We start from the raw sequence: 25179 nt of genomic DNA, 5'->3' as shown, positions 1-25179 counted from the left end.
TGGCCGGGTCACGTTTTGGCCGCATTGCGCGGCGGGGCGGGTCGGGCACGCTCACGACAGGCTGTCGAAGCGACCTCCGCCGGCCTCTTCGAGCGGCAGGGTGGCCGACCAGAGCCCCTGTGCATCCAGCGGCGGTGTCAGCCCGAGATGCTCCCAGGCGAGGCTCGAGGCTGCTCGCCCGCGCGGAGTGCGCACCATGAAGCCCTCTCGGACGAGGTAGGGCTCCGCGACGGTCTCCACGGTGTCGGGCTCCTCCCCCACCGCGACAGCAAGGGTCGACAGGCCGACAGGTCCGCCGTTGAAGCGGCGGCACAGGGCATCGAGCACCGCGCGGTCGAGCCGGTCCAGTCCGCGCTGGTCGACGTCGAACAGCTCCAGCGCCTGGCGGGCGGCCGGGAGGGTGACCCGATGGTCGCCGTGGATCTGGGCCCAGTCCCGCACCCGGCGCAGCAGCCGGTTGGCGATCCGGGGCGTGCCCCGGGAACGCAGGGCGATCTCGGAGATGCCGTCGTCGTCGGCCTCGAGCCCCAGCAGCCGTGCCGAGCGCCGAAGGATCTGGACGAGGTCGGCGGCAGCGTAGTAGTCCAGGTGCGCCGTGAAGCCGAAGCGGTCGCGCAAGGGAGCTGGAAGGAGCCCGGCGCGTGTCGTGGCACCCACGACCGTGAACGGCGGCAGCTCGAGCGGGATCGCGGTGGCGCCGGGCCCCTTGCCGATGATGACGTCGACCCGGAAGTCCTCCATCGCGAGGTAGAGCATCTCCTCCGCGGAGCGTGACATGCGGTGGATCTCGTCAAGGAAGAGCACCTCGCCCTCGGCGAGCGAGGACAGCACTGACGCGAGGTCCCCGGCGTGCTGGATGGCGGGGCCGGAGGTGATGCGGATCGGCTGCTCGAGCTCACTGGCGACGATCATCGCAAGGGTCGTCTTGCCCAAGCCGGGAGGCCCGGACAGGAGCACGTGGTCGGGCGGTGTGCCGCGACGCCGTGCCGCCTTGAGGACGAGGCCGAGCTGCTGCCGGACGCGGTTCTGCCCGGGGAAGTCGTCGAGTCGCTTCGGCCGCAGTGCGGCCTCGACCTGACGTTCGTCGGCCTCGTCCCCCTCGTCCAGCCGCGCGTCCACGATGCGGGCGGTCGCATCGAACGAGCCGTCGTGCCACGCCATCTCCGGCTCGAGCGCGGGTCCGTCGCCGGACTCCCAGGGCGCGGGGCGGGCCTCGCTCATCTGCCGAGCTCCTGAAGCGCGGCCCTCAGCAGGGCCGAGACGCCGGCGCCCTCAGCGGCCTTGGGGGCCACCTTGTCCAGTGCGTCCTCGGCCTGGCGAGCGGTCCAGCCGAGACCGACGAGGGCCTCGCGAACCTGCTCGCGCCACAGCTCGCCGGAGTCGAGGTGGACGGGCTCCGCGGTCCCGGTGGAGCTCGGGAGCGCCCCGATCTTGTCCTTCAGCTCGAGCACGAGCCGCTCGGCGCCCTTACGGCCGATGCCGGGCACCTTCGTGAGTGCGACGAGGTCGCCGGTGCCCAGGGCGACGCGGACTGCGTCGGGCGAGTGCACGGCAAGCATGGCGAGCGCGAGCCGGGGCCCCACCCCCGACACGGTCTGGACCGTCTCGAAGATGACCTTCTCGTCGTCTGTCGCGAAGCCGTAGAGCGTCAGGGAGTCCTCGCGGACGACGAGGGAGGTCGCGAGCTCGGTCGGCTGCCCCAGGTGCACCGACGCGGCCGTTGCCGGAGTCGTGTGGACGAGCATGCCGACTCCCCCGACCCCGACGACGACCGAGTCGAGGCCGACCTTGAGGGCGGTGCCGGACAGCGAGGCGATCATCGAGGTTGGGCTCCAGTGGTCGGGTGTGCGGGGAGGTTGCGGGCCGGACGACCTGTGGGTGTCCGGACCTTTCGGGCCGCCGGTATGCCGCCGGGGCGGGTGCCACCGCGGGCCAGGGCCTCGCGGTGCGCCTCTTCCAGCCGGCTCTGGGTGCCACCGCGCCAGACGTGGCAGATCGCGAGCGCGAGTGCGTCGGCGGCGTCTGCGGGCTTGGGAGCACGCTCGAGCCCGAGCAGCCGGGTGACCATCGTGGTGACCTGGGCCTTGTCGGCACGCCCGCTGCCGCTGACCGCGGCCTTGACCTCGGTCGGGGTGTGCAGCGCGACGGGCAGGCCGCGACGCTCGGCGAGAATCATGACGATCCCGGTGACCTGCGCGGTGCCCATGACGGTCGAGACGTTGGTGTCGGCGAAGACCCGTTCGATCGCGACCGCCTCGGGGCGGTGCCGGTCGAACCACAGACGAAGCTCGTCCTCCACGGCGACCAGGCGCTTCGGCGTGGGGTCGCCGGAGGGTGTCCGGATCACTCCGACCTCGACGAGGGACAAGCGCCGCCCGGGCACGCCGTCGACGACTCCCACGCCACAGCGGGTCAGCCCGGGGTCGACGGCGAGGACGCGCACGGCATACCTCCTCGGGTTGTGGTCGGGGCGCGACGCTGGGCGGCCTCATGCGAACAGGTGTTCGGCTCCCACCGTATCCACCCCGCCGGGAAAGGACGGGAGGCACGCCGTCACCGGCGTGCCTCCCTCGCACCGCGGAACGTCGGGTGCGTGTGTCGGTGGCGCTCAGTCCTCGTCGTCGAGCTGGGCGAGGACGTCGTCGGGGATGTCGCCGTTGGCGAAGACGTTCTGCACGTCGTCGCTGTCCTCGAGCGCCTCGATGACCCGGATCATCTTCTTGGCGCCGTCGAGGTCGAGTGGGACCTGGAGGTTCGGCACGAAGGAGGCCTCAGCGGAGTCGTAGTCGATCCCCGCGTCCTGCACGGCCTTGCGGACGGCCACGAAGTCGGTCGCCTCGGAGACGATCTCCCAGGTGTCGCCATTGTCGTTGACCTCCTCGGCGCCGGCTTCGAGCACGACCTCGAGGATCTCGTCCTCCGAGCCGGCGTCCTTGGGCACGATGACGACGCCCTTGCGGTTGAACACGTACGCCACGGACCCGGGGTCGGCCAGCTGCCCTCCGTTGCGCGTCAGCGCGGTGCGCACCTCTGCCGCCGCGCGGTTCCGGTTGTCGGTGAGGCACTCGATGAGCACGGCGACGCCGTTCGGGGCATACCCCTCGTACATGATCGTCTGGTAGTCGGCCCCGCCGCCCTCGGCGCCCGACCCGCGCTTGACGGCGCGGTCGATGTTGTCGTTGGGCACCGACGACTTCTTGGCCTTCTGGATCGCGTCGTAGAGCGTCGGGTTGCCGGTCGGGTCACCGCCACCCTGGCGGGCCGCGACCTCGATGTTCTTGATGAGCTTGGCGAAGAGCTTGCCGCGCTTGGCATCGATGGCAGCCTTCTTGTGCTTCGTGGTGGCCCATTTGGAGTGGCCGCTCATGCAGTGTCCTCGCGTTCGTGTGCTGTGTCGCGTTCCTGGATGTCGCGCATGCCGGGTGTCGCCGCCGGTGATCGCGTCGCCGGGTGTCGCGCCCGAGCTACCGGCGGTGCGCTCTGACGATCGAGACGAACTCGGCGTGGATCCGGCGGTCGCCACCCAGCACCTCGGGGTGGAACGAGGTCGCCATGAGGTTCCCTTGCCGGACCGCGACGATCCTACCGGCGGCGGGGCCTTCGCTCACGCGGGCAAGCACGTCGACACCCGAACCGGCCTCCTCCACCCAGGGCGCGCGGATGAAGACGGCGTGCACGGTGCCCGCGTGCGACTCGTCGAGCCAGGCGTACTCGAGGTTCTGCTCGAAGGAGTCGACCTGGCGGCCGAAGGCGTTGCGGCGGACCGTCACGTCGAGGCCGCCGAGGGTCTCCTGGTCCGGCCGCGCGTCGGCGATGCGGTCCGCGAGCATGATCATCCCGGCACACGAGCCGTAGGCGGGCATGCCGTCGGCGATCCGCTTGCGCAGCGGCTCCTGCAGCTCGAAGGCTCGGACGAGCTTGTCCATCACCGTCGACTCGCCGCCGGGGATGACGAGCCCGTCGACCCGCTCGACCTCTTCGGGTCGTCGGACGGTGACCGCCTCGGCGCCGAGTGCGGTCAGGGTCGCCAGATGTTCTCGCACGTCACCCTGGACGGCGAGCACGCCGATACAGGGCGCGGTGGTGCGTGGTGCCATGGGCGCGAGCGTAACTGTCGCGGCAACACACCCGGAAACCGAGAGCTCGCGACGGTTGCAGCTGGCCGGAGCTCTCGGTTTCCGGGTGTGTTGCGGGTCGAGGCGGTCTGGGATGCGAGACAGTGTCGCGAAGGCGCGACTGACGTGGCGACCGCGGCACGGGATACGTTGCGCCCATGACCTCCCAGACGCTCGACACGCTCCGGGCCCGCGCCGAGGCCGCGGACGCCGCCTCACCGCTGCGGGCCACGCGAGACCTGTTCACGCTGCCCGACGGCGTCATCTACCTCGACGGCAACTCGCTCGGGGCGCTGCCCAACGCCGTGCCCGCCGCCGTCCAGGACGTGGTGCACCGGCAGTGGGGCGAACGGCTCATCCGGTCGTGGAACGAGGCTGACTGGTGGGGTGCCCAGACGCGCATCGGCGACGCGGTGGGCCGTCTCGTCGGAGCGGCGCCCGGCCAGGTCGTCGTCACCGACTCGACCTCGGTCAACCTCTTCAAGGCCGTGGTCGGCGCAGCCCGCCTTCGTCCCGGGCGCACGGTCGTGCTCACCGACCCCGACTCGTTCCCGACGGACCTGTACATGACCGAGGCAGCGGCGCGGCTCGCGGGCCTGGAGGTTCGGCGCGTGACGCCGAGCGAGGCGGAGGCCGCGATCCACGAGGTCGGCGAGGCCCTGGCCCTGGCCGCCTACTCCAGCGTCGACTACCGCACCGGCGAGGTCTGGGACCTGCCCGCGATCACGGCCGCGGCGCATGCTGTCGGTGCACTCGCCTGCTGGGACCTGTGCCACTCGGCCGGCGTGATGGAGGTCGAGCTCGACGCAAACGAGGCCGACCTGGCCGTCGGCTGCGGGTACAAGTACCTCAACGGCGGCCCCGGGGCCCCGGCGTTCCTCTACGTCGCCGCGCGCCACCAGGACGACTTCGACCAGCCGCTGACGGGCTGGCAGGGGCATGCACGGCCGTTCGACATGAGCCCGGACTATGCCCCGGCGCCCGGCATCACCCGGGCCCGCGTCGGCACCCCGCCGCTGCTGTCGATGCTGGCGCTGGAGACGGCGCTGACGGCATACGACGGGCTCTCCCCCGCGGACGTCCGGGCGGTGTCCCTGTCGGTCACGGGCACGTTCATCGCCGCTCTCGACGAGCTCGGCGTCGACCTGCCGCTCGCGACCCCTCGGGAGGACGCGCGGCGAGGCTCACAGGTGTCGCTACGGCACCCGCAGGCGTTCGCCGTGGTCCAGGCCCTCATCGCGCGAGGCGTCATCGGCGACTTCCGGGAGCCGGACATCATCCGGCTGGGGTTCGCTCCCCTCTACGTCACCCACGTCGACGCGGTCAGAGCCGCCGAACACGTCCGCGAGGTGCTCGACGACCGCGAGTTCGAGCGGCCGGAGTTCGCGGAGCGCGGCGCGGTCACCTGACGGCCTGCACCACCGGACTGCACCACCGGGATACGTATGCCGCCGGGCTGGGAGCCAGCCCGGCGGCATACGTCGCGTGGGGGTCCCGGGCCGGACTACCAGCCGCGCTCGGCCAGCCGGTGCGGCTGCGGGATCTCGTCGACGTTGATGCCGACCATGGCCTCACCGAGGCCGCGGGACACCTTGGCGATGACGTCGGGGTCGTCGTGGAAGGTCGTCGCCTTGACGATCGCCTCGGCGCGCTGGGCGGGGTTGCCGGACTTGAAGATGCCGGAGCCGACGAAGACACCCTCGGCGCCGAGCTGCATCATCATCGCCGCGTCGGCCGGGGTGGCGATGCCACCGGCGGTGAACAGCACGACCGGGAGCTTGCCCGCCTGGGCGACCTCCTTGACGAGGTCGTACGGCGCCTGGAGCTCCTTCGCGGTGACGTACAGCTCGTCCTCGGGCAGGCCCTGCAGCCGCCGGATCTCGGCGCGGATCTGGCGCATGTGCGTCGTCGCGTTCGACACGTCACCGGTGCCGGCCTCGCCCTTCGAGCGAATCATCGCGGCGCCCTCGGTGATGCGCCGGAGGGCCTCGCCGAGGTTGGTCGCCCCGCACACGAACGGCACGGTGAACTGCCACTTGTCGATGTGGTTGGCGTAGTCGGCCGGGGTGAGGACCTCGGACTCGTCGATGTAGTCCACGCCAAGGCTCTGCAGCACCTGCGCCTCGACGAAGTGGCCGATGCGGGCCTTGGCCATCACCGGGATCGAGACGGCCGCGATGATGCCGTCGATCATGTCGGGGTCGCTCATGCGGGAGACCCCGCCCTGGGCACGGATGTCGGCCGGGACCCGCTCGAGGGCCATGACGGCGACCGCTCCGGCGTCCTCGGCGATCTTGGCCTGCTCCGGGGTGACGACGTCCATGATGACGCCGCCCTTGAGCATCTCGGCCATGCCGCGCTTGACGCGCGTCGTGCCCGTGCCGGTCTGCTGGTCAGCCGCGGACGTGGTGCCCGTGGTCGGGGTGGTGCTCACGATGTCCTGCTTTCTCGCGCTCGTGATCGGGCTCCCGCAGGAGCCACGAGATCGGTTGCTCACAGCGTAGGCCCCAGCGAAGGGTGCCCACGACACGGTTCACGACCGGTCAGCGGGCCGGGGAGGACGACCCCGGATGGCCGCCCACGGTCACACCGCGAGCTCCTGTGGCATCTCGTCGTCGAACTCGATGGTGTGCGGTATCGGGGTGTACCCGGCCAGGTGGAACATCCGGATCGCCCACTTGCGTCGCACCCGGCGCACGTCGGTCACCGCATCGTTGTGGAAGCGGCGAGCGAGCTGAACTCGAGTGCAGGCCGAGGTCACCCTGGCCAGCACGTCCTGCCCGATGGGGGTCTCCCGCAGGGTGGCCACCGTGTCCGGGGTGAGCGCGAGGTCCAGCGCCTCGGTGAGGTCGCTCTCTGCCTGTTCTCGCGCCTCGCCGTGGTCTGTGGGCGCCTCGAGCGACTCGGCTGCGGCGTTGGCGAGCAGCAGCGCTGTCGCTCCGTCGAGCAGGCCGGTGTTGGCGAGCTCGACCGAGGCCTCCGCTCGCCGCACCAGGCGAGCGTCGAGGGCGGCCAGGGTGCCGCTCAGCCGCACGTGCAGCCGGTCCAGCCGGGCCGCGGTGTAGGAGAGGTACCACGCAATGATGACGAGCACGAAGAGGACCGCGAAGACCCACGAGAGCACCTCGCTCATCGTGTTCCTCCGCGCAGGAAGCGGTTCCAGCGGCTCGGCGGCTCCCACGAGGCCGCTACACGACCCTCGATCACCGTCTCGTAGACCGCGATGATCTGGTCCGCGACGACCGGCCAGTCGAACATCCTCGCCCGCTTCGAGCCGGCCTGCGCCAGCTCCCGACGCCGGAGCGGGTCGCGCAGCAGGTCGACGAGGACGCGGGCGAGGTCGTCGGGCTGCTCGTTGGCGAACAGCGCTCCGGCCGACCCGCCGTCGAGGACTCGGGAGAAGGCCGGCAGGTCGCTGGCCAGGACGCACGCGCCGGCCGACATCGCCTCGATGAGGATGATCCCGAAGCTCTCGCCTCCGGTGTTCGGTGCGACGTAGACGTCCACCGACGCGAGCAGCGACGCCTTGTCGGCGTCCGAGACGGCGCCCAGAAACTCGCACGCCGCGACGACCTCCGGCGGCCAGCCCTCGGTGATCTCGGCTGGGTCGCCCGGACCCGCTACGAGCACCCGCAGGCCGGGGATCGAGTCGAGCGCCGCGGGCAGTGCCTGCGCGAGCACGGGCAGCCCCTTGCGGGGCTCGCCCATCCGCCCGAGGAACGCGACCGTGGGCGAGGTGGGCGTGCCGATCCACTCGGCGCGACGCGGGGCCGTCGCGAACCGGTCGACGTAGACCCCGTTGGGGATCACGACAGCGTCGCCGCCGACATGTGTCGTGACCGTACGCCGGGCGTCCTCGCTCACCGCGATCCGCCCGGCGATCTTCTCCAGGTGCGGCCGGACGATCGGGTATGCCGTCTGCATCGTGCGCGACCGCAGCATCGAGGTGTGGAACGTCGCCACGATCGGGCCTTCGGCGGCCAGGAGCGCGAGCACGCTGACGCTCGGGGTCACGGGCTCGTGCAGGTGGAGCACGTCGAAGCCGCCGGCGTCGACCCAGCGCCCGACCTTCGCGGCCGTGACGGGGCCGAAGTTGAGCCGGGCGACCGACCCGTTGTACCGCACGGCGGTCGCGCGACCGGCCGAGGTGACGTAGGGCGGGAGAGCGGTGTCGCTGTCGGCCGGCGCCAAGACCGACACCTCGTGGCCGACGCTGATGAGGTACTCAGCGAGGTCGCGGACGTGGAACTGCACCCCACCCGGAACGTCGAACGAGTAGGGGCAGACGATCCCGATCCTCACGGGGTGTCCTGCTGGGAGGCACCGGACGGCATACGAGCGGGTGCCGTGACGCGGTCGTCGAGGTCGTCGACGAAGACCTTCTGGAGCATGTGCCAGCTCGAGGTGTGGTCGCGGATCGTGCCGCCGATGTAGTCCGCGCACTGCTGGATGAGGTCGGCCGCCTTCTCCGCTGTGGTGCCCGTGACCCTGGGGCGCAGCCGCTCGCTGAACTCGATGACCGTGCAGTAGCCGCCCAGACCGACGCCCTTGGGCGCCTTCTCGTACCAGATCCGCGCGCAGTAGAACGGGACACCGGTCATGAGCGAGAGCACGGCCGGGCCCTTGGCCATGCGGGCGCGGTGGCCGAGCAGGTCGACCTCGACGCCGCCGTTGGTCAGGTCGCGGTCGCTCGCGAGGGCGATGAGCCGGCCACCGTCGCGCGTCGCCCGCAGGAGGCCGGCGAACGGGTCGCCCGCTCCGGTCAACGGGATGATGTCCATGTTGATCGAGTTGCGGAACTGCACGAACTCCTGGAAGACCGCCTCGGGCTTGAGGCGCTCGGCGACCGTCGTGACCGGTTGGAGGTTGTGCGCGGCCCAGGCAGCAGCGAGGTCGAAGTTGCCCAGGTGGCCGACGAACAGGACGACCGCCTCGCCCCGCTCGGAGAGCCCCCGGATCTCCTCGTCGCCGATGGCCCGGACGGCCCCGTTGACCTGCTCGGCACGCAGGGAAGGCAGGCGGAAGGCCTCGCAGTAGTAGCGCATGTACGAGCGCATGCCCTCGCGGACGAGCCGGTCGACCTCGTCCTCGGTCAGCTCAGGACGCACCCGGCGATAGTTGGAACGGAGCCGCTCGATGCCCTTGCCGCCGCGGGCCACCGCGAGGTCGGCGACGCGGTTGAACAGGCCGTATGCCGCCGCTTCGGGCAGCGCGCGCACCACGGACCAGCCCAGCTTGAACCCAAGGACGCTGACCGTGTCGGTCGCCCGGTGCACGATGCCGCTCAACTGGACACCTCGCCCGTTGCCAGCGCCTGGCGCCGCACCGTGAGGATCCGCTGGAGGACGGTCACGAAGCTCGCGATCGCGAGCGCGCCCAGGACGACGCCGAGCAGGAGCGTCGAGTTGAACAGGTCGGCGAAGAAGGCGGCGACGAGCACGGCCACGAGGCGGTCGGCGCGCTCGGCGATGCCGACATTGGCCGTGAAGCCCAGGCCTTCCGCCCGAGCCTTGGCGTAGGACACGACCGAGCCGAGGATCAGGCACGCAAGGGCCAGCCCGGCCATCCAGAAGTTGGCACCGGGGCCGGCGTAGTAGAGCACGAGGCCGCCGAAGATCGCGGCGTCGCCGACGCGGTCGAGCGTCGAGTCGAGGTAAGCGCCCCACTTGCTCGAGCGGCCCAGCTTGCGCGCCATGACGCCGTCGATGTTGTCGGAGAACACGAAGGCGGTGATGACGAGGACACCCACCCAGATCTCCCCGCGCGGGAAGAACGCGAGTGCGCCGACACAGACTCCGAGCGTGCCGACGATGGTGACGATGTCAGGGCTGATCCCGAGCTTGAGGAAGAGGTTGGCGACCGGACCGAAGATCTTCTCGATCGAGGCGCGCAGGAGTCTGTTGAGCATGGTGGTGACAGCGTACTGACCGTGGTCGGCCCGGACTCAGTCGCGGGGCCAGGCGTCCACCAGTCGGGCCCGAGTCTCCTCGAGCAGGACCGGCAGCGCCTTGGTCTGGGCGATGATCGGCAGGAAGTTCGAGTCGCCGGTCCAGCGCGGCACGATGTGCTGGTGCAGGTGCGCGGCCACCCCGGCCCCGGCGACCGCCCCCTGGTTCATCCCGAGGTTGTACCCGTGCGGCGCGGAGGCCGCCTGCAGGGCGCGGACCGCCTGTTTGGTGAGCGCCGTGAACTCCGCGGTCTCCTCGTCCGACAGGTCGATGTAGAGCGAGACGTGGCGGTAGGGGCAGACGAGAACGTGTCCCGGGTTGTACGGGAACAGGTTCATCACGACGTAGCAGAGCTGACCGCGGTGCACGACGAGGCCCTCCGCGTCGGACTTGCCGGGCGCAGCGCAGAACGGGCAGCCATGGCCCGCTTCCTCGGTGGGCCGGTCGCCGAGGATGTACGCCATGCGGTGCGGCGTCCAGAGCCGCTCGAAACCGTCGTCGACATGGGCGAAGTCGGCGGCGAGCTCGGGCACGGGACCTCCGGGGTGCTCCGTCATGGTTGTTGATCCTAAGGCGACGACGAACGGTGAGGCGGCGCGGCCCGGCGTTCCCGAGGCCGCCCGCGGCAGTGTGACGCAAGCCACAAGGATCGCTGCGCCGGGCGTGTCGATTGGGAGATCTCACCCCGCCACGGGTTGAATGCTGGGTGGCCCTGCGGTGTGTGAGACCGCAGGGCCGTCGTCGTCTGTCGACCCCTGACACGGATCAGCCCTGCGGGTGTGAGAGCCGCAGGGCCGAGGTCCGACGAGGGCGCGAGGGAGCAGGCACCCGTCGTGCGGTCGAGGAAGGTGAAGGCCCGGGAAGTATGAGTTCCCGGGCCTCCGATCCTGGCTCACCGAGGTGATCCAGAAACCATTCCGCCGAAGCGGTTTGGTAAGGACAGTTGTAGACCCGCTCCCCCGGCCCTGACAAGGGCTTTCGCAAAAGATCCCCTGTCAATGTGCCCCCCGAGCGGCGTGTCACCGGATTTCGTCGGCGTGTCGCGGCGTCGACGCCCAGATGAACGCTCGGCAACGGCATACCTCACGGCCCCGGCTCCTCGGGATCGGCTGTCGCGTTGGGTGATTCGTGCGGTTTACTTGATCCGAGGGCCCCGTGGTGTGTGAGACCACGGGGCCCTCGGCACGTCTCGGGGCTGCACCCTCGTGGGCGTTCAGACCTGCGCGCGGGTCTCGATCGCGGCCAGGATCTCGGCGATCGCGTCGTCGACGGGCACGCCGTTCTTCTGCGACCCGTCGCGGAACCGGAACGAGACGGCGCCGGCGGCCCGGTCGTCCTCTCCGGCGATGAGCACGTACGGCACCTTCGACTTGCTGGCGTTGCGGATCTTCTTCGGGAAGCGGTCGTCGCTCGCGTCGAGCTCGACCCGCACGCCCTGGCGCTTGAGCCGGTCGAGCACCTCGCCGAGATAGTCGGCGAAGTCGTCGGCGACGGGCACGCCGAGGACCTGCACCGGCGAGAGCCAGACCGGGAACGCACCGGCATAGTGCTCGACGAGGACGCCGAGGAAACGCTCGATGGAGCCGAACTTGGCCGAGTGGATCATGACCGGCTGCTGCCGCGACCCGTCGGCCGCCTGGTACTCCAGGCCGAACCGGGCCGGCTGGTTGAAGTCGTACTGGATCGTCGACATCTGCCAGGTGCGTCCGATGGCGTCCTTGGCCTGGACGGAGATCTTCGGGCCGTAGAAGGCGGCGCCGCCCGGGTCGGGCACGAGGTCGAGCCCGGACTCGGTGGCCACGGCCTCGAGGATCGCGGTGGCCTGCGCCCATTCCTCGTCGCTGCCGATGAACTTCGCCTTCTTCTCCTCGTCGGTGTCGTCACGCGTCGAGAGCTCGAGGTAGAAGTCCTCGAGCCCGAAGTCGCGCAGCAGGCCGAGGATGAAGTCGAGCAGGTGCTTGATCTCCCCCGGCGCCTGCTCCGCGGTGACGTACGAGTGCGAGTCGTCCATCGTCAGGCCGCGCACCCGGGTGAGGCCGTGGACGACGCCGGACTTCTCGAAGCGGTACACCGAGCCGAACTCGAACAGCCGCAGCGGGAGCTCACGGTACGAGCGTCCACGCGACTTGAAGATGAGGTTGTGCATCGGGCAGTTCATCGCCTTGAGGCGGTACTCCGCGCCCTCCATCTCCATGGGCGGGAACATCGTGTCGGCGTAGTACGGCAGGTGTCCCGAGGTGTGGAACAGGCCGTCCTTGGTGATGTGGGGCGTGCCGACGTAGTCGAAGCCCTCCTCGATGTGCCGCCGCCGGACGTAGTCCTCCATCTCGCGCTTGATGACGCCGCCCTTGGGGTGGAACACCGGCAGCCCCGAGCCGAGCTCGTCCGGGAAGCTGTAGAGGTCGAGCTCGATGCCGAGCTTGCGGTGGTCGCGGCGCTCGGCCTCGGCGATGCGGTCGAGGTAGGCCTTGAGGTCGTCCTTGGTCGGCCACGCGGTGCCGTAGACGCGCTGGAGCTGGGGGTTCTTCTCCGACCCGCGCCAGTATGCCGCCGCGGAGCGGGTGAGCTTGAACGCGTTGCCGATGAGCTTGGTGCTGGGCAGGTGAGGGCCCCGGCAGAGGTCGCCCCATGCGCGGGTGCCGTCGCGCCGGATGTTGTCGTAGATCGTCAGCTCGCCGGCGCCGACCTCCACGCCGGCCCCCTCCGCAGCGTCACCAGCACCACCCTTGAGCCCGACGAGCTCGCACTTGTACGGCTCGTGGGCGAGCTCGGCGAGGGCCTCCTCGTCGGTCACGACGCGGCGCGAGAACGTCTGCCCCTCGTTGATGATCTTCTGCATCGCGCGCTCGAGCGCCTTGAGGTCGTCGGGGTGGAACGGCGTCGCGACGTCGAAGTCGTAGTAGAAGCCGTCGCGGATGGGCGGTCCGATGCCGAGCTTGGCCTCCGGGTCGACCTGCTGGACGGCCTGAGCGAGGACGTGCGCCGTCGAGTGGCGCAGGACGGCCAGGCCGTCCTCGCTGTCGATGGTCACCGGCTCGACCGCGTCGCCCTCGGCGAGCACATGGGCGAGGTCGCGCAGCTGGCCGTTGACACGGGCGACGACGACGCTGCGGTCGCCGTCGAACAGGTCGCCGGCCGTCGTCTGCTCGGCGACCGATCGCTCGCTACCGGCGACGGTGACGCTGATCTGTGCAGACACGGCTCGTGCTCCTTGCGCATGGGACCCGCAGACGTGGGGTCGGACGAGGTATGCCGCGTGGTTGCGGCTCCGGCAAGCGTATCGATGGGTGCCGATGCCCGGTCACCCGACCAGCAGGATCCGGCGACGCGAGCGAGTCGCTGTCCCGCTCGGTCCGACATATCGGGCTAGTCTCGATGAGCGGACCGTGTTCGCGACCAGCCAGGGGGCCACGCCATGACCGCTCGACCGCACGCCGCCGCAACGGGTGCGACCGCGGCCCTGGCAGCCCTCCTGGCTGCATGCTCGCCGGTCATCAACGGCGATGACCCGAGCGCTCCGCCACAGAGCCACCAGCCCACGACGGTCACCACGCCCCTGCCTCCGACGATCACTGGCGGGCCGTCACCGACGACCGCGGCTCCCGCTCCGGCGCTGCCGCGTGGCGGGCGGGTCCTGTTTCCCGCCTACCGGCTGGTCGGGTACGCCGGCTATCCGGGCTCGCCGGCTCTGGGCCGGCTCGGTATCGGCGACCTCGATGCCCGGGTCCGCGAGATCGAGAAGGTGGCCGGGCCGCTCGCCGGCGGGCGCAAGGTGATGCCCGTCCTCGAGCTCATCGCGACCGTGGTGCGCTCGGATCCCGGCAGGAACGGCATGTACCGGACCCGGACGGCGCCGGCGACCATCGACCGGTATCTCGCAGCGGCTCGCCGGGCGAAGGGGATCCTGCTGCTCAACATCCAGCCGGGTCGCGCCCGGTTCATCGACGAGGTGCGGCACTACGAGCGGTGGCTGGCACAGCCCGACGTCGGTGTCGCCCTCGACCCTGAATGGGCGATGGGGCCGCACCAGGTGCCGATGCGGGAGTTCGGGTCCACGACCGGCGCGGAGATCGACGGGGTCGCGGCCTACCTCTCGGACCTCGTGAAGCGGCACAACCTCCCCGAGAAGGTGCTCGTCTACCACCAGCTGGCTCCGTCGATCGTGCGCCGTGAGGCGGGCATCCGGGCTCGTCCTGGCGTCGTCCTGGTCAAGTCCGTCGACGGGATCGGCAGCCGCGCGATGAAGCTCGAGACCTACGACAAGCTCGTCGCCCACCTTCCCCGGCCGGTCCACGCAGGGTTCAAGCTCTTCTACTCCGAGGACAGACGGTTCGGGCCTCTGATGACGCCCGCGCAGGTCCTGGCGTTGCGGCCACAGCCGGAGTACGTGCTGTACGAGTGAGGCGTGGGACGCGTGTCCTGTATGTCCCTGCTCCCAGCCGGTTCCCAGTCTTCTCGGATTTGCCCAGCCTTGTCACCAGTCGCGCGGATACTGGTGAGTCGACTGGCCGCCAGCCGAGGCACCGCCAGCGACCAAGGGACCAGGGGCACTCACCGTGGACAGCACCGTCGACGCCCGCACCACCGACTCCGTCGACGGTCCGCCGCCGGCCGGCCCCGAGGCGCTCGGCCTCGAGGTCGGGTCCGCTGTCGGACTGGCGGAGACCGCGGAGGCCGAGTTCATGTGGGCGATGCACGAAGGGGCTCCAGACGAGGCGAAGCAGGTCCTCGGCATGGCGTCACGGCGGGTGGGTGGCGGGGTCGCCCTGGTCATGCGGCACGACCCGACGGGTGGCTTCTGGAACAAGGCGCTCGGCTTCGGGGTCACCGAGCCCGTGACAGCCGAGCTCGTGGCGGAGCTGGCTGACTTCTACCGGTCCGGCGGAGCGCCGGCCATGGTCCTGCAGATCGCGCCGTCGGCGTTGCCGGCTGACTGGGACGAGACCTGCGCACGCCACGGCATCGCCGCGGGGAACGTGTGGGTCAAGCTCCTGCGACCAGCCGAACCGGCTCTACCGGAAGGCCAGACGGACCTTCATGTCGACGTCGTCGATCGCACGTCGGCCGCCGACTATGCCCGGGTCTTCGCCAGGGGGTTCGAGATGCCCGAGGAGCCGCACCTGCTGGCGATGTTCGGTGCGGTGGTCACGTCGGGACTCGGCTTCACGGCATACGGCGCCTGGGACGGCGACCGGCTGGTGTCGGCAGCGCAGCTGCATGTCGCGGGCCCGGCCGCCGCGTTCTGCGGCGCTGCGACGCTCCCGGACGCACGAGGCAGGGGTGCGCAGTCGGCGTTCATGGAGCGGCGGGTTGCCGACTCACGCGCCGCCGGGTGCGCCTGGATGAGCGCCGAGACGTGGCAGGAGGCCGATGGCGCGCACAACCCGTCGCTGCACAACATGAGACGGGCCGGGTTCGTGGACATCTACGACCGCCGCAACTGGGTGTGGCGCAACGAGACGTGAGGATGTGGCGACGATGGAACCAGTGACTGTCGAGGGATTCGCCGGCTTCTGGTCCGCGAGCGCACCGGATGCCGAACGCATCCGCCTGGCGCCCTTCGCCGAGCACCGGATCGACGAGGTCGTCGACCTGACCGTGGCCCGGCTGCCGCACCTGTCCGCCGTCGAGGCTCGCTGGGTCTTCGGGGCGGGAGCGAACATCGAGGATCGCACCGTCATCGAGGCGCTCGACCCGCATGACAGGCTCGTCGGGGTTGCGGTGACCGCTCATCCGGTGTTCGCGCCCGCGGGACGCTCGTTCCTGCGGGTGGTCGTGAGCGCCGACCACGAGGGTCATGGGCTGGGCAGTGCCCTGCGATCAGCCGCGATCGAGCATGTGCCACCGGGCACGACGATGCTGGTGTCGGGCGTGTACGACGACGAGCCCCGGTCGCTCGAGGTGGCCCGCCACTGGGGCTTCGCGACGGACGAGCACGCGATCGAGTCCGAGCTGCCTCTGGTCGACCTCCCCGAGCCCGACCTCCCCCAGGGCGTGACCCTCCAGGAGGCGCCCGACTTCGACTTCGACGACCGGGAGGCCGTCGAGGCGATGCTGCTGCGCAGCCAGACCAACCCGGAGGCCGAGCAGGGGTGGGTCTTCGACCTGGCCAAGCTGGCCTCCTTCGTCGGTGAGAAGGAGGCGCCGGTCTGCGTCCTCGCCCGGGTCGACGGCGTCCCGGCCGGCATCACGACGGGCTCGGTCGCGGAGGGCGTGCTGACCATCGGCTACAGCGGCATCGACCCGCAGCTGCGCGGCCGCGGCCTCATGCGGCTGGTCAAGCAGCAGGCCCACCTCGTCGCCGCCCGCGCCGGGGCGACGGTGAGCCGGACCCACAACGAAGAGCTCAACACGGGCATCCGGCACGTCAACGCACAGCTCGGCTACGTCGTCACGAGCGGCGTCTTCCGGATGTCGGCCGGGTTCGCGGGCTGACCGCTCGCAGCGTCCGCGTGAAGGACCGTCGACCGAGACTCACGCCCACAGGTTCTCGACGACCGCGTGCTCGACGCCGCCCTTGGCCTCCTCGAGCACAGACAGGCTCCGAGTCGGGTCGAAGACCGTGCGCAGCCGCACCGTCGAAGGCAGGCGCACCGGCTTGCGGAACCACACGCGGCTCGTCAGCCCGCTCTCGGGCAGGCGAGGACCCAGTGCTGCGAGAACCCTTGCGTACGAGTACATCCCGTGCGCGATGGCCGTGGGGAACCCGAACGGCCGCGCGGCCAGGGCATGCACATGGATCGGGTTCCAGTCGCCTGAGACCGCGGCATACGCCCGTCCTGTGCCCTCCTCCAGGCGCCAGGTCGGTCCCGTGCTCACCCCCATGAGCGGGTCCACGGACGGAGGCTCCGACGAGGGCGCCTCAGCGTGCTCTGGGCCTCGGGACAGGTAGGTGCTCACTCCGTGCCAGACCACCCGCCCGGCGACACTGACCTCCGACACGAGGTCCACCTGCCGACCTCGACGGTGCGGACGCAGCGACTCCGCCCAGACGGAGACGTCCAGAGCGTGGTCGAGGGCGATCGGACTGGAGACGGTGATCCGGTTCTCGATGTGGACGGTGCCGAGCAGCGGCAGCGGGAACCGGTCACCGCTCATCACGGCCATCTGCAGAGGGAATGCGAGCAGGTGCGGGTAGGTGACCGGAAGGGTGTTGCCCACCCCGAACCGGCAGACGCGGTCGTATGCCGCGAGGTCGGCCAGGTCGACGCGGACGCCGGCGCGGGAGACCCGGATGTCCGGCAGGTCTTCGCTCGAGCGACCTCTTTTGAGTGCTGCGGTCGCGTAGATGCGTCTGAGGTCCGGGGCTGCCTCGAGCGTGATCTCTTTCGTCATCGCGGTCTCACGCCCCGAGCAGGCTCTGACCGCAGACTCGGACCACCTGACCCGTCACTGCCGCCGAGCCGGGCTGGGCCATCCAGGCGATCGTCTCCGCCACGTCCCGGGGCTGCCCGCCCTGTTGGAGTGAGTTCATCCTGCGGCCGATCTCGCGCGTCGCGAACGGGATCCTCGCCGTCATCTCCGTCTCGATGAACCCAGGGGCGACGGCGTTCACGGTGATGCCGCGGGCGGCCACCGCGCCCGACAACGCGGTGACAAGGCCGATCACCCCCGCCTTGCTCGCGCCGTAGTTGGTCTGGCCGCGGTTGCCGGCGATGCCCGCGATCGACGCGACGCAGACGATGCGACCACCATCAGGCATCGCGCCAGGAGCGAGGATCGCGTCGTTCATCCTCAGGATCGACCGCAGGTTGACCTCGATCACGCTTCTCCAGCGTGCCTCGTCGAGGTTGACGAACAGCTTGTCGCGGGTGATCCCGGCGTTGTGGACGACGATGTCGAGCGCGCCATGCCGCGCGACGGCGTGCTCGACGAGCCGCGCTCCCGCGTCCTCGGCCGTGACGTCGAGCTGCAGCGCCGTGCCCTGCACCTCGTTGGCGACCTTCGCCAGGGCGTCGCCCGCGGCTGGGACGTCGACGGCTACGACCGTGGCACCGTCACGGGCCAGGACCCGAGCGATCTCGGCACCGATGCCGCGCGCGGCGCCGGTGACGACCGCGACCTTGCCATCAAGCGGCCGAACGGCGCTGGCGTTGTCGCCCTCACGCTCCGCCACGCGGACGACCTGGCCGTCGACGTAGGCCGACCTGCCGGAGAGGAAGAACTCCACAGCCGAGCGGACACCCGATTGCGAGTCGCCCTGAGCGAGAACGAGATTCGCGGTCGCGCCGGCGCGCAGCTCCTTGCCGAGCGACCTGACGAGTCCCTCGAGCGCACGCTGAGTCGTCACCTGGGTGACATCCGTGAGCATGGCCGGGTCGCATCCGATCACGACCACCCGGCCATTCGGAGCGAGCGCCTTGACGGCCGGCGCACCGAGGACGCGCAGCTGGTCGAGGTCGGACGGGTCGGTCGCCGCGCTCAGGTCGAGGACGACGGCACCGAGCCTTCCCTCCGCGTCGTCCGCCGGCCCCACCACTGCGAGGCCGAGCGTGCCCAGCCAGGCGGTGAGGCCGTCAGCGAACGCGCCGCCCCCCGCCACGAGCACCGGGCCCTCGCACAGCGGCATACCGGGCTCGTAGCGGCGCAGCCGGGTCGGCTGCGGCACCCCGACCCTCCTGGCGACGGGCGAGCCGATGATCGTGGTGAACAGGTCGCTCATCCGTTCAGGCCTCCAGGATCGCGACGACGCCCTGGCCGCCCGCCGCACAGATCGAGATGAGCCCGCGGCCGCCGCCGGCCTCGTGCAGCTGCTTCGCAAGCGACGCGACGATGCGACCGCCGGTGGCAGCGAAGGGGTGCCCGGCCGCGAGTGACGAGCCGTTGACGTTGAGCCGTGAACGGTCGATGGAGCCGAGCGGCTCGTCGAGGCCGAGCCGCTGCTTGCAGAAGTCGGGGTCCTCCCACGCCTTGAGCGTGGTCAGCACCGTGGCGGCGAATGCCTCGTGGATCTCGTAGAAGTCGAAGTCCTGGAGCGTCAGGCCGTTTCGCGCGAGCAGGCGCGGGACGGCATACGCAGGCGCCATGAGCATGCCTTCGTCGCCGTGGACGTAGTCGACCGCCGCGGTCTCGGCGTCGACGAACCACGCAAGTGGGGTGAGCCGGTGCTCGGCGGCCCACTCCTCGCTGGCCAGCAGGACCGCTGAGGCACCGTCCGTGAGCGGGGTCGAGTTGCCCGCGGTCAGCGTCGCGTCCTCACCCTTGCCGAAGACGGGCTTGAGCCCAGCCAGCTTGTCGACAGTTGAGTCAGCGCGCAGGTTGTTGTCCCGAGTGACCCCGAGGTAGGGCGTGACGAGGTCGTCGAAGAAGCCACGGTCGTATGCCGCCGCGAGCTTCTGGTGGCTCGCGGCGGCGATCTCGTCCTGCTCCTCCCGCGGAATCCCCCACTGCGCGGCGGTGATCGCCATGTGCTCGCCCATCGACAGACCCGTCCGGGGCTCGACGTTCTGCGGGATCGACGGCACCAGGTGCCCTGGGCGCAGGCCGGTCAACGCCTTGACACGATCCGCGGCGGAGCGCGCTCGGTTGGCCGCGAGTAGCGTCTGGCGAAGGCCCTCGTTGACCGCGATCGGGGCGTCGCTCGCGCTGTCGACGCCGCCGGCGACACCGGAGTCGATCTGTCCGAGGGCGATCTTGTTGGCCACGAGGATCGCGGCCTCCAAGCCGGTGCCGCAAGCCTGCTGGACGTCGTAGGCGGGCGTCGTCGGGGCCAGGCGGGTGCCGAGCACGGTCTCGCGGGTGAGATTGTAGTCGCGGCTGTGCTTGAGCACCGCACCGGCGACCACCTCACCCAAGCGCTCGCCGGCGATGCCGAACCGTGCGACGAGACCGTCGACGGTCGCAGTGAGCATGTCCTGGTTCGACGCGGTGGCGTAGGCCCCGTTGGCACGCGCGAAGGGGATGCGGTTGCCGCCAAGGACGGCGACACGCCGGGGCGAGCGGGCGGCTGACTTCGTGGCCATGGTCTCTCCTGCTGATGGGCTCGGGAACCGGCGCAGGCACGTAGGCGCTGCGGCCTGTGCGCGACGGCGTCAGAGACAACATAACCGGGCCCTCAGTCGGGCGGGCGCTGGTACCGGCCCCTGCGGTGGACGAGCGGGCTCGGGTCGTCACCGACCTCGATGTGCTCGACGACCGCCTCGACGAGCCGCGACCATCCCACGTCGCGCGTCGCACCGACGTCGAGGCGCACGCCGGCCCAGGTCGCCGCCGTGACGACACGAGGGCCCCAGACGGTCTGCTCCCAGTCGGTGAGGCGGAAGGGACCGCCGGGCGCGGGCATCGTTCCCGCGAACGCGTCAGCAAGGTCCCGGTGTCGCCAACCGAGCAGGCTCATCACCGCGAGCTCAGTCTCCACGAGACGCTCGAGCAGGTCCGACTCCGGGTGCAGCAGCGCGACGACCCGACCCGGGTCGCCCGGGGCCACGAGATACGAGGAGACAGTGAGGCCGGCGCGGTCTGGCCCGTCGCCCGATGTCCACAGGGACACCGTGGCGCCGACCCGGCCTCGGAGCTGGCGCATTGGGTCGCGGTCCTCGTCGGGAGGCAGGAAGGGATGGCCGGTGTGGATCGTCACTCGGGGTCCGCGACGAGGAGCGCGTCGTCGACGGACACCTCACCGGGCTCGACCACCTCGGCGTAGACACCCGCGCACTGCGCCGGCTTCTGCGTCACCGTGAGCGTGCAGGCCCCCAGCCGGATCAGCCGGCCGACCAGGCCCTCGAGCACGGCCGGCTCGACGTCGAGCACGATGTTGGCCTTCGGGTGGGTCTCGACGTACTCCTCCGCGGAGACGAGGTGCACGGCATGCTTCTTGGAGCGGTTGCCCTCGGGCCCGCTGGGCGTGATCTCGACGGACTCGAGCGACTGGCCCGGGGCGTCCGAGTCGGCGTAGATGTGAAGACTCGAGACGGTGGCGTTCATGGTCGTCACGCTAGTCGTTCAGGCGCTAAATTCGACTGGTGGACGTGAAGGGACTCGAACCCCTGACCTCTCGCGTGTGAAGCGAACGCTCTAACCAACTGAGCTACACGTCCGGGCGCCCCAGCCAACCGACAGGCATCGGGGCGACGGAGGGAAACAATAGCCGCATCCACTCCCGTCGCGGTAATCGACGCGCCCAGACGGCAGCCGGTGGCGGCGAGTCCCGGCGCGCCGGGCCCTCAGTCGATGCCGGGCAGCTGGCCGAGCAGGTCTTCGGCCCACTGCGGCACGAACGGCGGCACGCCACGCCACGCGAGGTAGCCCCACATGACGACCCACACCACCAGCACCGTCCCGAGCGCGACGAGGCCTCGGACCCAGAGCGCCTGGTCGAGGATCCAGTCGTTCCACCGGCTCACGTGACGGCGGGCGAAGTCGAGCCAGCGCTGGGCGAACTCGAACTCGCTCGCGAGGATGAGCAGGCCGAAGAAGACCACGAGCCAGCCCGGGCCGGGCGCCGGCACCATGATGAGGCCGGCGAGGGTGACCACCGCCCCGACGACGCCGACGGCAGTGCGCCACGCCAGGTGCGTCACGCGGTTCCGTCGCAGCCGCGCTCGCCACGCCCAGCGGTCCTCGGCGGCGTCGAGAGTGAGGTTCGGGTCGGAGTAGTCGACCTGCTTCTCACGGTCGTCGCTCACGGGTCCAGGTCGGCTTCCCCGTTGGTGCGGAAGATCTCCTGCAGGGCGGTCGTCAGCGGGCGCTCCGCCGGGAGCTCGCGGTCGTCGACGGCATGGACGGCCAGGACGTCCTTGGTCGAGCTGGTGATGAAGACCTCGTCGGCCGTCGTGAGGACATCCAGGGGCAGCGTCTCCTCGCGCACGTCGAGACCAGCGGCGCGCCCCCACTCGATGACGAGCTCGCGGGTGATGCCACGAAGGAGCCCCGACTCGGCAGGTGGGGTGAGCACGACGCCGTCCACGACGACGAAGACGTTGCTGCCTGTGCACTCGCAGAGCTCGCCGCGGCTGTTGGCGAAGACCGCCTCGACCGCGCCGGCCTCCTTGGCCCGGGCCAGGGCGACGACGTTCTCGGCGTACGAGGTCGTCTTGAGCCCGACCACGGCCGAGCGCTCGTTCCGCGTCCACGGCATGACGGCAAGCTTGCCGCTGGGCGGGTTCGGCGGCTGCGGGGCCGCAAGGACGATGTACGTGAGCGAGGCGTCGTCGCGGTCCGAGCCGAGCGGCCCGAGGCCGCCGGTGACGCTGTACCGCACCCGCCCGAAGTCGATGGTCGGCCCGTCGAGGACAGCGGCGATCCCCTTGTCCACCAGCGCGAGATCCACGGGCGGCAGGCCGAGCCCACGGGCAGAGCGCTCGAGCCGCCGGTGATGGCGGGTCAGGGCGAACGGCTGCCCGCCCACGACCTTGGCGGTCTCGAAGACGCCGTCACCCACCGTGACACCGTGGTCGAGCGCCGAGACCGACGGCCCCGTCGGCTCCACGAGCTCACCGTTGACCCACACGCGAGTAGTCGTGCTCATGATCCCTTCCCCGGCTCGTCCCATCGGGTCGGGCGAGCCGACCTCATGGTGTCACAGTGCCTGCGGCGAGCCCGACGAGGCGGGCGGCCTTGAGCTCTGTCTCGGCCCACTCCCCCGCCGGGTCCGAATGCCACGTGACGCCGGCGCCGGTGCCGAAGCGCAGCCAGCGCCGCCCGTCCTCGTCCCGCCCCGCCCAGAAGGTGCGAATCCCGACGGCGAGGGCGGCCTCGTCCCGGTCTGCGTCGACCCAGCCCACGGCCCCGCAGTAGGGTCCCCGCGGCGACGCCTCGAGATCACGGATCGCTTTGAGCGCGCTCGACTTCGGCGCCCCGGACACCGATCCGGGCGGGTACGCGGCGGCGAACACCTCGGGCCACGCGACGTCGTCGCGCATCCGCCCGCTCACCGTCGACACGAGGTGGACGAGTCCTGGGTGCTGCTCGACGGCGCACAGCTCGTCGACCGACACCGTGCCCGGCTCGCAGACCCCAGAAATGTCGTTGCGCATGAGGTCGACGATCATGACGTTCTCGGCATAGTCCTTGGGGAGCATCTGCTCCGCCGTGGGGGCCGTGCCCTTGATCGGGCGGGTCACCAGCCGCCCGTCGCGTCGCGCGAGGAAGAGCTCCGGCGATGCGCTCACGACGTCGAGGCCGGCCGCCTCGCAACGGACGCGGGCGGCATACGGTGCTGGGTTTCCTTGTCGGACAAGAGTGTCGAGCGCGTCGAGGTCCGCGTCGCTAGTGAGCTCGTGGCTGAGCACGCGGCATACGTTGACTTGGTAGACGGTCCCCGCGGAGATGCGGTCGCGGACCTCGCGCACGGCGTCGACGTATGCCGTCCGGTCGAGTGAGGTGTGCCAGGTGCCACGCAGCGGCCCCCAGGTCGCGTCGGCTGGTTGGCCCGCCCCAGCCTCGACGTCGGCGAACCGGACCGCCGTGACCTCACCCTCGAAGGTGGCCACGACCGCCCAGAATCCCTCGCGGGAGATGGCCTCGAGCGCATCGGGACCATGGCGCACGTCGAGGACGTGGCAGGCGCGCCTGTCGGCGAAGCGGGCGTGGTCCACCCGCAGATACTAGTTCTGGGCGGCCAGGGCCTTCTCGATGTCGTCGGCCAGCCCGGCGGGCTCGGTCGACGGGGCGTACCGGGCGATGACCTGGCCGTCACGGCCGACGAGGAACTTCGTGAAGTTCCACCTGATCTTCTTGCCGAGCAGGCCGCCCTTCTCCGACTTGAGCCAGGTGAAGAGCGGGTGCTCGTCGTCGCCGTTGACGTCCACCTTCGCGAACATCGGGAAGGTCACGCCGTAGTTCTTCTGGCAGAACTCGCCGATCTCCTCCTCCGTGCCCGGCTCCTGGGAGCCGAACTGGTTGCACGGGAAGCCGAGCACCCGCAGGCCCTGCTCCTGGTAGGTGCGATAGAGCTGCTCGAGACCGGCGTACTGCGGCGTGAAGCCGCATGCGCTCGCCGTGTTGACGACGAGCACGACGTCACCGGAGTAGTCGGACAGTGACCGCTCCTCACCGTCGAGCGCCGTCGCCTTGAAGTCGCCGATAACAGCCACAGTGTCCTCCTTGGTCGGATACGACCATCATCACCCAGGTCTGCCGCGAACGAGGTCCCGGGGGTGGTGCGGCCGGCGCTCACCCGTCAGGTGTGTCGTCCTCGTCCGGCTCCGGTGGCGCCTGCCTTCCCTCGCGCTCGTCGCGGTCAGCCCACTCCAGCAGCGTGCTGAAGTCGAAGACGGCCTCGTCGATCCCTGCATGCAGGTCCCCGACCGCGGCGAAGCGCGCGGGCATCGTCCGGATCGTGAAGTCGTCCGGCTCGGCGTCGTCGATCTCGTCCCAGCGAAGGGGCGCCGACACGGTCCCAGTCTTGTTGCCACGGACGCTGTACGCCGCCGCGATCGTGTGGTCGCGAGCGTTCTGGTTGTAGTCGACGAACAGGTCGTCCGGCGAGCGGTCCTTGCGCCACCAGGTCGTGGTGACCTCGTCGGGCAGGCGGCGCTCCACCTCACGGGCGAACGCCAGCGCGCCGCGCCGCACGTCCTTGAACCCGTAGTCCGGCTTGATCCGGACATAGACGTGCATCCCCTTGCCGCCCGAGGTCTTGGGCCAGCCGACGGCGCCGATCTCGTCGAGCACCTCCTGCGCCACGTGGGCGGCCCGTCGCACGCGGTCGAACGGACAGCGAGGCATCGGGTCGAGGTCGATCCGCCACTCGTCGGGCTTCTCCGTGTCGGCGCGCCGGCTGTTCCAAGGGTGGAACTCGACCGTTGACATCTGCACCGCCCAGATCACGTCGGCGAGACGCGTCACGCAGAGCTCGTCAGCGTGCAGCCCGAATCGCGGGAAGTGCAGCCGCACCGTCTCGACCCACGGTGGGGCCCCCGCGGGCAGCCGCTTCTGGTGGACCTTCTGGCCCTCGACGCCCTTGGGGAACCGGTGCAGCATGCATGGTCGCTCGCGCAGCGCGTTGACGATGCCGGGGCCCACCGACAGGTAGTACTTCGCGAGGTCGAGCTTGGTCTCGCCGTGGTCGGAGAAGTACACACGATCAGGATTGGTGAGCCGGACGTCGAAGCCCTCGACGTCGAGCTCGAGGGACGGGCTGCTGCGCGCGGCTGCCATGGCCCCAGGCTACTGAC

The 25179-nt window shown here is 70.6% G+C and carries 26 protein-coding genes and 1 tRNA gene; 4 read left to right on the top strand and 23 right to left on the bottom strand.

All coding sequences use genetic code 11. From position 1 onward, the window contains the following. Positions 1-51: 51 nt before the first annotated feature. From ruvB to pdxT, 5 genes are all read right to left on the bottom strand, one after another. Positions 52-1161: a Holliday junction branch migration DNA helicase RuvB gene (gene ruvB, locus ACYVLP_RS02925; RefSeq protein WP_460625930.1), complete on the bottom strand. Its 1110-nt coding sequence runs from the start codon at positions 1159-1161 to the stop codon at positions 52-54. A gap of 56 nt (positions 1162-1217) precedes the next feature. Further along, positions 1218-1820 carry a Holliday junction branch migration protein RuvA gene (ruvA, locus tag ACYVLP_RS02920; protein WP_460625826.1) on the bottom strand — a complete coding sequence of 201 codons (603 nt, stop codon included), beginning with the start codon at positions 1818-1820 and terminating at the stop codon, positions 1218-1220. Further along, positions 1817-2443, bottom strand: coding sequence for a crossover junction endodeoxyribonuclease RuvC (gene ruvC, locus ACYVLP_RS02915; protein WP_460625825.1), 627 nt, complete (start codon positions 2441-2443; stop codon positions 1817-1819). The genes ruvA and ruvC overlap by 4 nt, the downstream gene beginning before the upstream one ends. A 165-nt stretch (positions 2444-2608) precedes the next feature. Further along, positions 2609-3367 (bottom strand): YebC/PmpR family DNA-binding transcriptional regulator, encoded by a 759-nt coding sequence (locus tag ACYVLP_RS02910; RefSeq protein ID WP_460625824.1) that lies wholly within the window; start codon positions 3365-3367, stop codon positions 2609-2611. 97 nt (positions 3368-3464) lie between these two features. Further along, complete coding sequence (gene pdxT, locus ACYVLP_RS02905; RefSeq protein WP_460625823.1) at positions 3465-4097, bottom strand: pyridoxal 5'-phosphate synthase glutaminase subunit PdxT; 633 nt, start codon at positions 4095-4097, stop codon at positions 3465-3467. A 176-nt stretch (positions 4098-4273) separates the two neighbouring features. Between pdxT and kynU the strand changes: the two genes are divergently transcribed. After that, positions 4274-5524 carry a kynureninase gene (gene kynU, locus ACYVLP_RS02900; RefSeq protein ID WP_460625822.1) on the top strand — a complete coding sequence of 417 codons (1251 nt, stop codon included), beginning with the start codon at positions 4274-4276 and terminating at the stop codon, positions 5522-5524. A 95-nt stretch (positions 5525-5619) separates the two neighbouring features. Here the strand turns inward: kynU and pdxS are convergent, their stop codons facing one another. The 7 genes from pdxS to thrS all read right to left on the bottom strand — a co-directional run bounded on the left by pdxS (position 5620) and on the right by thrS (position 13262). Then, positions 5620-6549: a pyridoxal 5'-phosphate synthase lyase subunit PdxS gene (gene pdxS / locus ACYVLP_RS02895; protein ID WP_460625821.1), complete on the bottom strand. Its 930-nt coding sequence runs from the start codon at positions 6547-6549 to the stop codon at positions 5620-5622. 150 nt (positions 6550-6699) lie between these two features. Next, positions 6700-7248, bottom strand: a complete 549-nt coding sequence (locus ACYVLP_RS02890) for a hypothetical protein (RefSeq protein WP_460625820.1) — start codon at positions 7246-7248, stop codon at positions 6700-6702. After that, positions 7245-8417 carry a glycosyltransferase family 4 protein gene (locus ACYVLP_RS02885; protein ID WP_460625819.1) on the bottom strand — a complete coding sequence of 391 codons (1173 nt, stop codon included), beginning with the start codon at positions 8415-8417 and terminating at the stop codon, positions 7245-7247. The genes ACYVLP_RS02890 and ACYVLP_RS02885 overlap by 4 nt, the downstream gene beginning before the upstream one ends. Further along, positions 8414-9403, bottom strand: coding sequence for a phosphatidylinositol mannoside acyltransferase (locus ACYVLP_RS02880; protein WP_460625818.1), 990 nt, complete (start codon positions 9401-9403; stop codon positions 8414-8416). The genes ACYVLP_RS02885 and ACYVLP_RS02880 overlap by 4 nt, the downstream gene beginning before the upstream one ends. After that, entirely contained in the window at positions 9400-10023 is a 624-nt protein-coding gene (gene pgsA, locus ACYVLP_RS02875; RefSeq protein WP_460625817.1) for a phosphatidylinositol phosphate synthase, read from the bottom strand. The genes ACYVLP_RS02880 and pgsA overlap by 4 nt, the downstream gene beginning before the upstream one ends. Positions 10024-10059: 36 nt before the next feature. Next, positions 10060-10620, bottom strand: a complete 561-nt coding sequence (locus ACYVLP_RS02870) for an HIT family protein (RefSeq protein ID WP_460625816.1) — start codon at positions 10618-10620, stop codon at positions 10060-10062. Positions 10621-11276: 656 nt separating this feature from the next. Beyond that, the gene (thrS, locus tag ACYVLP_RS02865) at positions 11277-13262 is read right to left on the bottom strand and encodes a threonine--tRNA ligase (protein ID WP_460625815.1); all 1986 of its coding nucleotides are present in this window, start codon (positions 13260-13262) and stop codon (positions 11277-11279) included. 216 nt (positions 13263-13478) lie between these two features. Here thrS and ACYVLP_RS02860 point away from each other — a divergent pair, with 216 nt between their 5' ends. From ACYVLP_RS02860 to ACYVLP_RS02850, 3 genes are all read left to right on the top strand, one after another. Next, positions 13479-14465 (top strand): hypothetical protein, encoded by a 987-nt coding sequence (locus ACYVLP_RS02860; RefSeq protein WP_460625814.1) that lies wholly within the window; start codon positions 13479-13481, stop codon positions 14463-14465. Positions 14466-14619: 154 nt separating this feature from the next. Continuing rightward, the gene (locus ACYVLP_RS02855) at positions 14620-15528 is read left to right on the top strand and encodes a GNAT family N-acetyltransferase family protein (RefSeq protein ID WP_460625813.1); all 909 of its coding nucleotides are present in this window, start codon (positions 14620-14622) and stop codon (positions 15526-15528) included. 22 nt (positions 15529-15550) lie between these two features. Beyond that, positions 15551-16498: a GNAT family protein gene (locus ACYVLP_RS02850; protein WP_460625812.1), complete on the top strand. Its 948-nt coding sequence runs from the start codon at positions 15551-15553 to the stop codon at positions 16496-16498. A 39-nt stretch (positions 16499-16537) separates the two neighbouring features. On the opposite strand, the gene ACYVLP_RS02845 is transcribed toward ACYVLP_RS02850, so the two are convergent. The 11 genes from ACYVLP_RS02845 to ligD all read right to left on the bottom strand — a co-directional run bounded on the left by ACYVLP_RS02845 (position 16538) and on the right by ligD (position 25162). Next, the gene (locus ACYVLP_RS02845; protein WP_460625811.1) at positions 16538-17398 is read right to left on the bottom strand and encodes a MaoC family dehydratase; all 861 of its coding nucleotides are present in this window, start codon (positions 17396-17398) and stop codon (positions 16538-16540) included. Positions 17399-17405: 7 nt separating this feature from the next. Next, positions 17406-18725 carry a 3-oxoacyl-ACP reductase gene (locus ACYVLP_RS02840; RefSeq protein WP_460625810.1) on the bottom strand — a complete coding sequence of 440 codons (1320 nt, stop codon included), beginning with the start codon at positions 18723-18725 and terminating at the stop codon, positions 17406-17408. A gap of 4 nt (positions 18726-18729) precedes the next feature. Beyond that, a complete protein-coding gene (locus ACYVLP_RS02835; RefSeq protein ID WP_460625809.1) occupies positions 18730-20025 on the bottom strand; it encodes an acetyl-CoA C-acetyltransferase in 1296 nt (431 codons plus the stop codon). A 92-nt stretch (positions 20026-20117) separates the two neighbouring features. Further along, a complete protein-coding gene (locus ACYVLP_RS02830) occupies positions 20118-20639 on the bottom strand; it encodes a flavin reductase family protein (protein ID WP_460625808.1) in 522 nt (173 codons plus the stop codon). After that, on the bottom strand, positions 20636-20986 hold the full coding sequence (locus ACYVLP_RS02825) for a hypothetical protein (RefSeq protein WP_460625807.1): 351 nt from the start codon (positions 20984-20986) through the stop codon (positions 20636-20638). The genes ACYVLP_RS02830 and ACYVLP_RS02825 overlap by 4 nt, the downstream gene beginning before the upstream one ends. A gap of 36 nt (positions 20987-21022) precedes the next feature. Next, positions 21023-21099, bottom strand: a tRNA-Val gene (locus ACYVLP_RS02820). Positions 21100-21225: 126 nt separating this feature from the next. Beyond that, the gene (locus ACYVLP_RS02815; protein ID WP_460625806.1) at positions 21226-21687 is read right to left on the bottom strand and encodes a TIGR02611 family protein; all 462 of its coding nucleotides are present in this window, start codon (positions 21685-21687) and stop codon (positions 21226-21228) included. Further along, complete coding sequence (locus ACYVLP_RS02810; RefSeq protein WP_460625805.1) at positions 21684-22529, bottom strand: aminotransferase class IV; 846 nt, start codon at positions 22527-22529, stop codon at positions 21684-21686. The genes ACYVLP_RS02815 and ACYVLP_RS02810 overlap by 4 nt, the downstream gene beginning before the upstream one ends. A 43-nt stretch (positions 22530-22572) precedes the next feature. Then, a complete protein-coding gene (locus ACYVLP_RS02805; RefSeq protein WP_460625804.1) occupies positions 22573-23598 on the bottom strand; it encodes a chorismate-binding protein in 1026 nt (341 codons plus the stop codon). Between the two features lie 9 nt (positions 23599-23607). Further along, the gene (locus tag ACYVLP_RS02800) at positions 23608-24096 is read right to left on the bottom strand and encodes a glutathione peroxidase (RefSeq protein WP_460625803.1); all 489 of its coding nucleotides are present in this window, start codon (positions 24094-24096) and stop codon (positions 23608-23610) included. 79 nt (positions 24097-24175) lie between these two features. Beyond that, on the bottom strand, positions 24176-25162 hold the full coding sequence (ligD, locus tag ACYVLP_RS02795; protein WP_460625802.1) for a non-homologous end-joining DNA ligase: 987 nt from the start codon (positions 25160-25162) through the stop codon (positions 24176-24178). Positions 25163-25179: the final 17 nt, after the last annotated feature.

This window comes from Intrasporangium mesophilum (assembly GCF_054783095.1).
The sequence above is the reverse complement of the archived record's forward strand: the minus strand, read 5'-3'. Positions and strand labels throughout refer to the sequence as shown.

What these genes read in the sequence shown, in the direction of transcription:
- ACYVLP_RS02835 (WP_460625809.1), bottom strand. Translation starts at nt 20,025, where the DNA reads ATGGCCACGAAGTCAGCCGCCCGCTCGCCCCGGCGTGTCGCCGTCCTT.
- ACYVLP_RS02910 (WP_460625824.1), bottom strand. Translation starts at nt 3,367, where the DNA reads ATGAGCGGCCACTCCAAATGGGCCACCACGAAGCACAAGAAGGCTGCC.
- ACYVLP_RS02810 (WP_460625805.1), bottom strand. Translation starts at nt 22,529, where the DNA reads ATGAGCACGACTACTCGCGTGTGGGTCAACGGTGAGCTCGTGGAGCCG.
- pgsA (WP_460625817.1), bottom strand. Translation starts at nt 10,023, where the DNA reads ATGCTCAACAGACTCCTGCGCGCCTCGATCGAGAAGATCTTCGGTCCG.
- ACYVLP_RS02890 (WP_460625820.1), bottom strand. Translation starts at nt 7,248, where the DNA reads ATGAGCGAGGTGCTCTCGTGGGTCTTCGCGGTCCTCTTCGTGCTCGTC.
- ACYVLP_RS02870 (WP_460625816.1), bottom strand. Translation starts at nt 10,620, where the DNA reads ATGACGGAGCACCCCGGAGGTCCCGTGCCCGAGCTCGCCGCCGACTTC.
- ACYVLP_RS02860 (WP_460625814.1), top strand. Translation starts at nt 13,479, where the DNA reads ATGACCGCTCGACCGCACGCCGCCGCAACGGGTGCGACCGCGGCCCTG.
- ruvA (WP_460625826.1), bottom strand. Translation starts at nt 1,820, where the DNA reads ATGATCGCCTCGCTGTCCGGCACCGCCCTCAAGGTCGGCCTCGACTCG.
- kynU (WP_460625822.1), top strand. Translation starts at nt 4,274, where the DNA reads ATGACCTCCCAGACGCTCGACACGCTCCGGGCCCGCGCCGAGGCCGCG.
- ligD (WP_460625802.1), bottom strand. Translation starts at nt 25,162, where the DNA reads ATGGCAGCCGCGCGCAGCAGCCCGTCCCTCGAGCTCGACGTCGAGGGC.
- ACYVLP_RS02825 (WP_460625807.1), bottom strand. Translation starts at nt 20,986, where the DNA reads ATGAACGCCACCGTCTCGAGTCTTCACATCTACGCCGACTCGGACGCC.
- ACYVLP_RS02845 (WP_460625811.1), bottom strand. Translation starts at nt 17,398, where the DNA reads ATGACGAAAGAGATCACGCTCGAGGCAGCCCCGGACCTCAGACGCATC.
- ruvB (WP_460625930.1), bottom strand. Translation starts at nt 1,161, where the DNA reads ATGGCGTGGCACGACGGCTCGTTCGATGCGACCGCCCGCATCGTGGAC.
- ACYVLP_RS02840 (WP_460625810.1), bottom strand. Translation starts at nt 18,725, where the DNA reads ATGAGCGACCTGTTCACCACGATCATCGGCTCGCCCGTCGCCAGGAGG.
- pdxT (WP_460625823.1), bottom strand. Translation starts at nt 4,097, where the DNA reads ATGGCACCACGCACCACCGCGCCCTGTATCGGCGTGCTCGCCGTCCAG.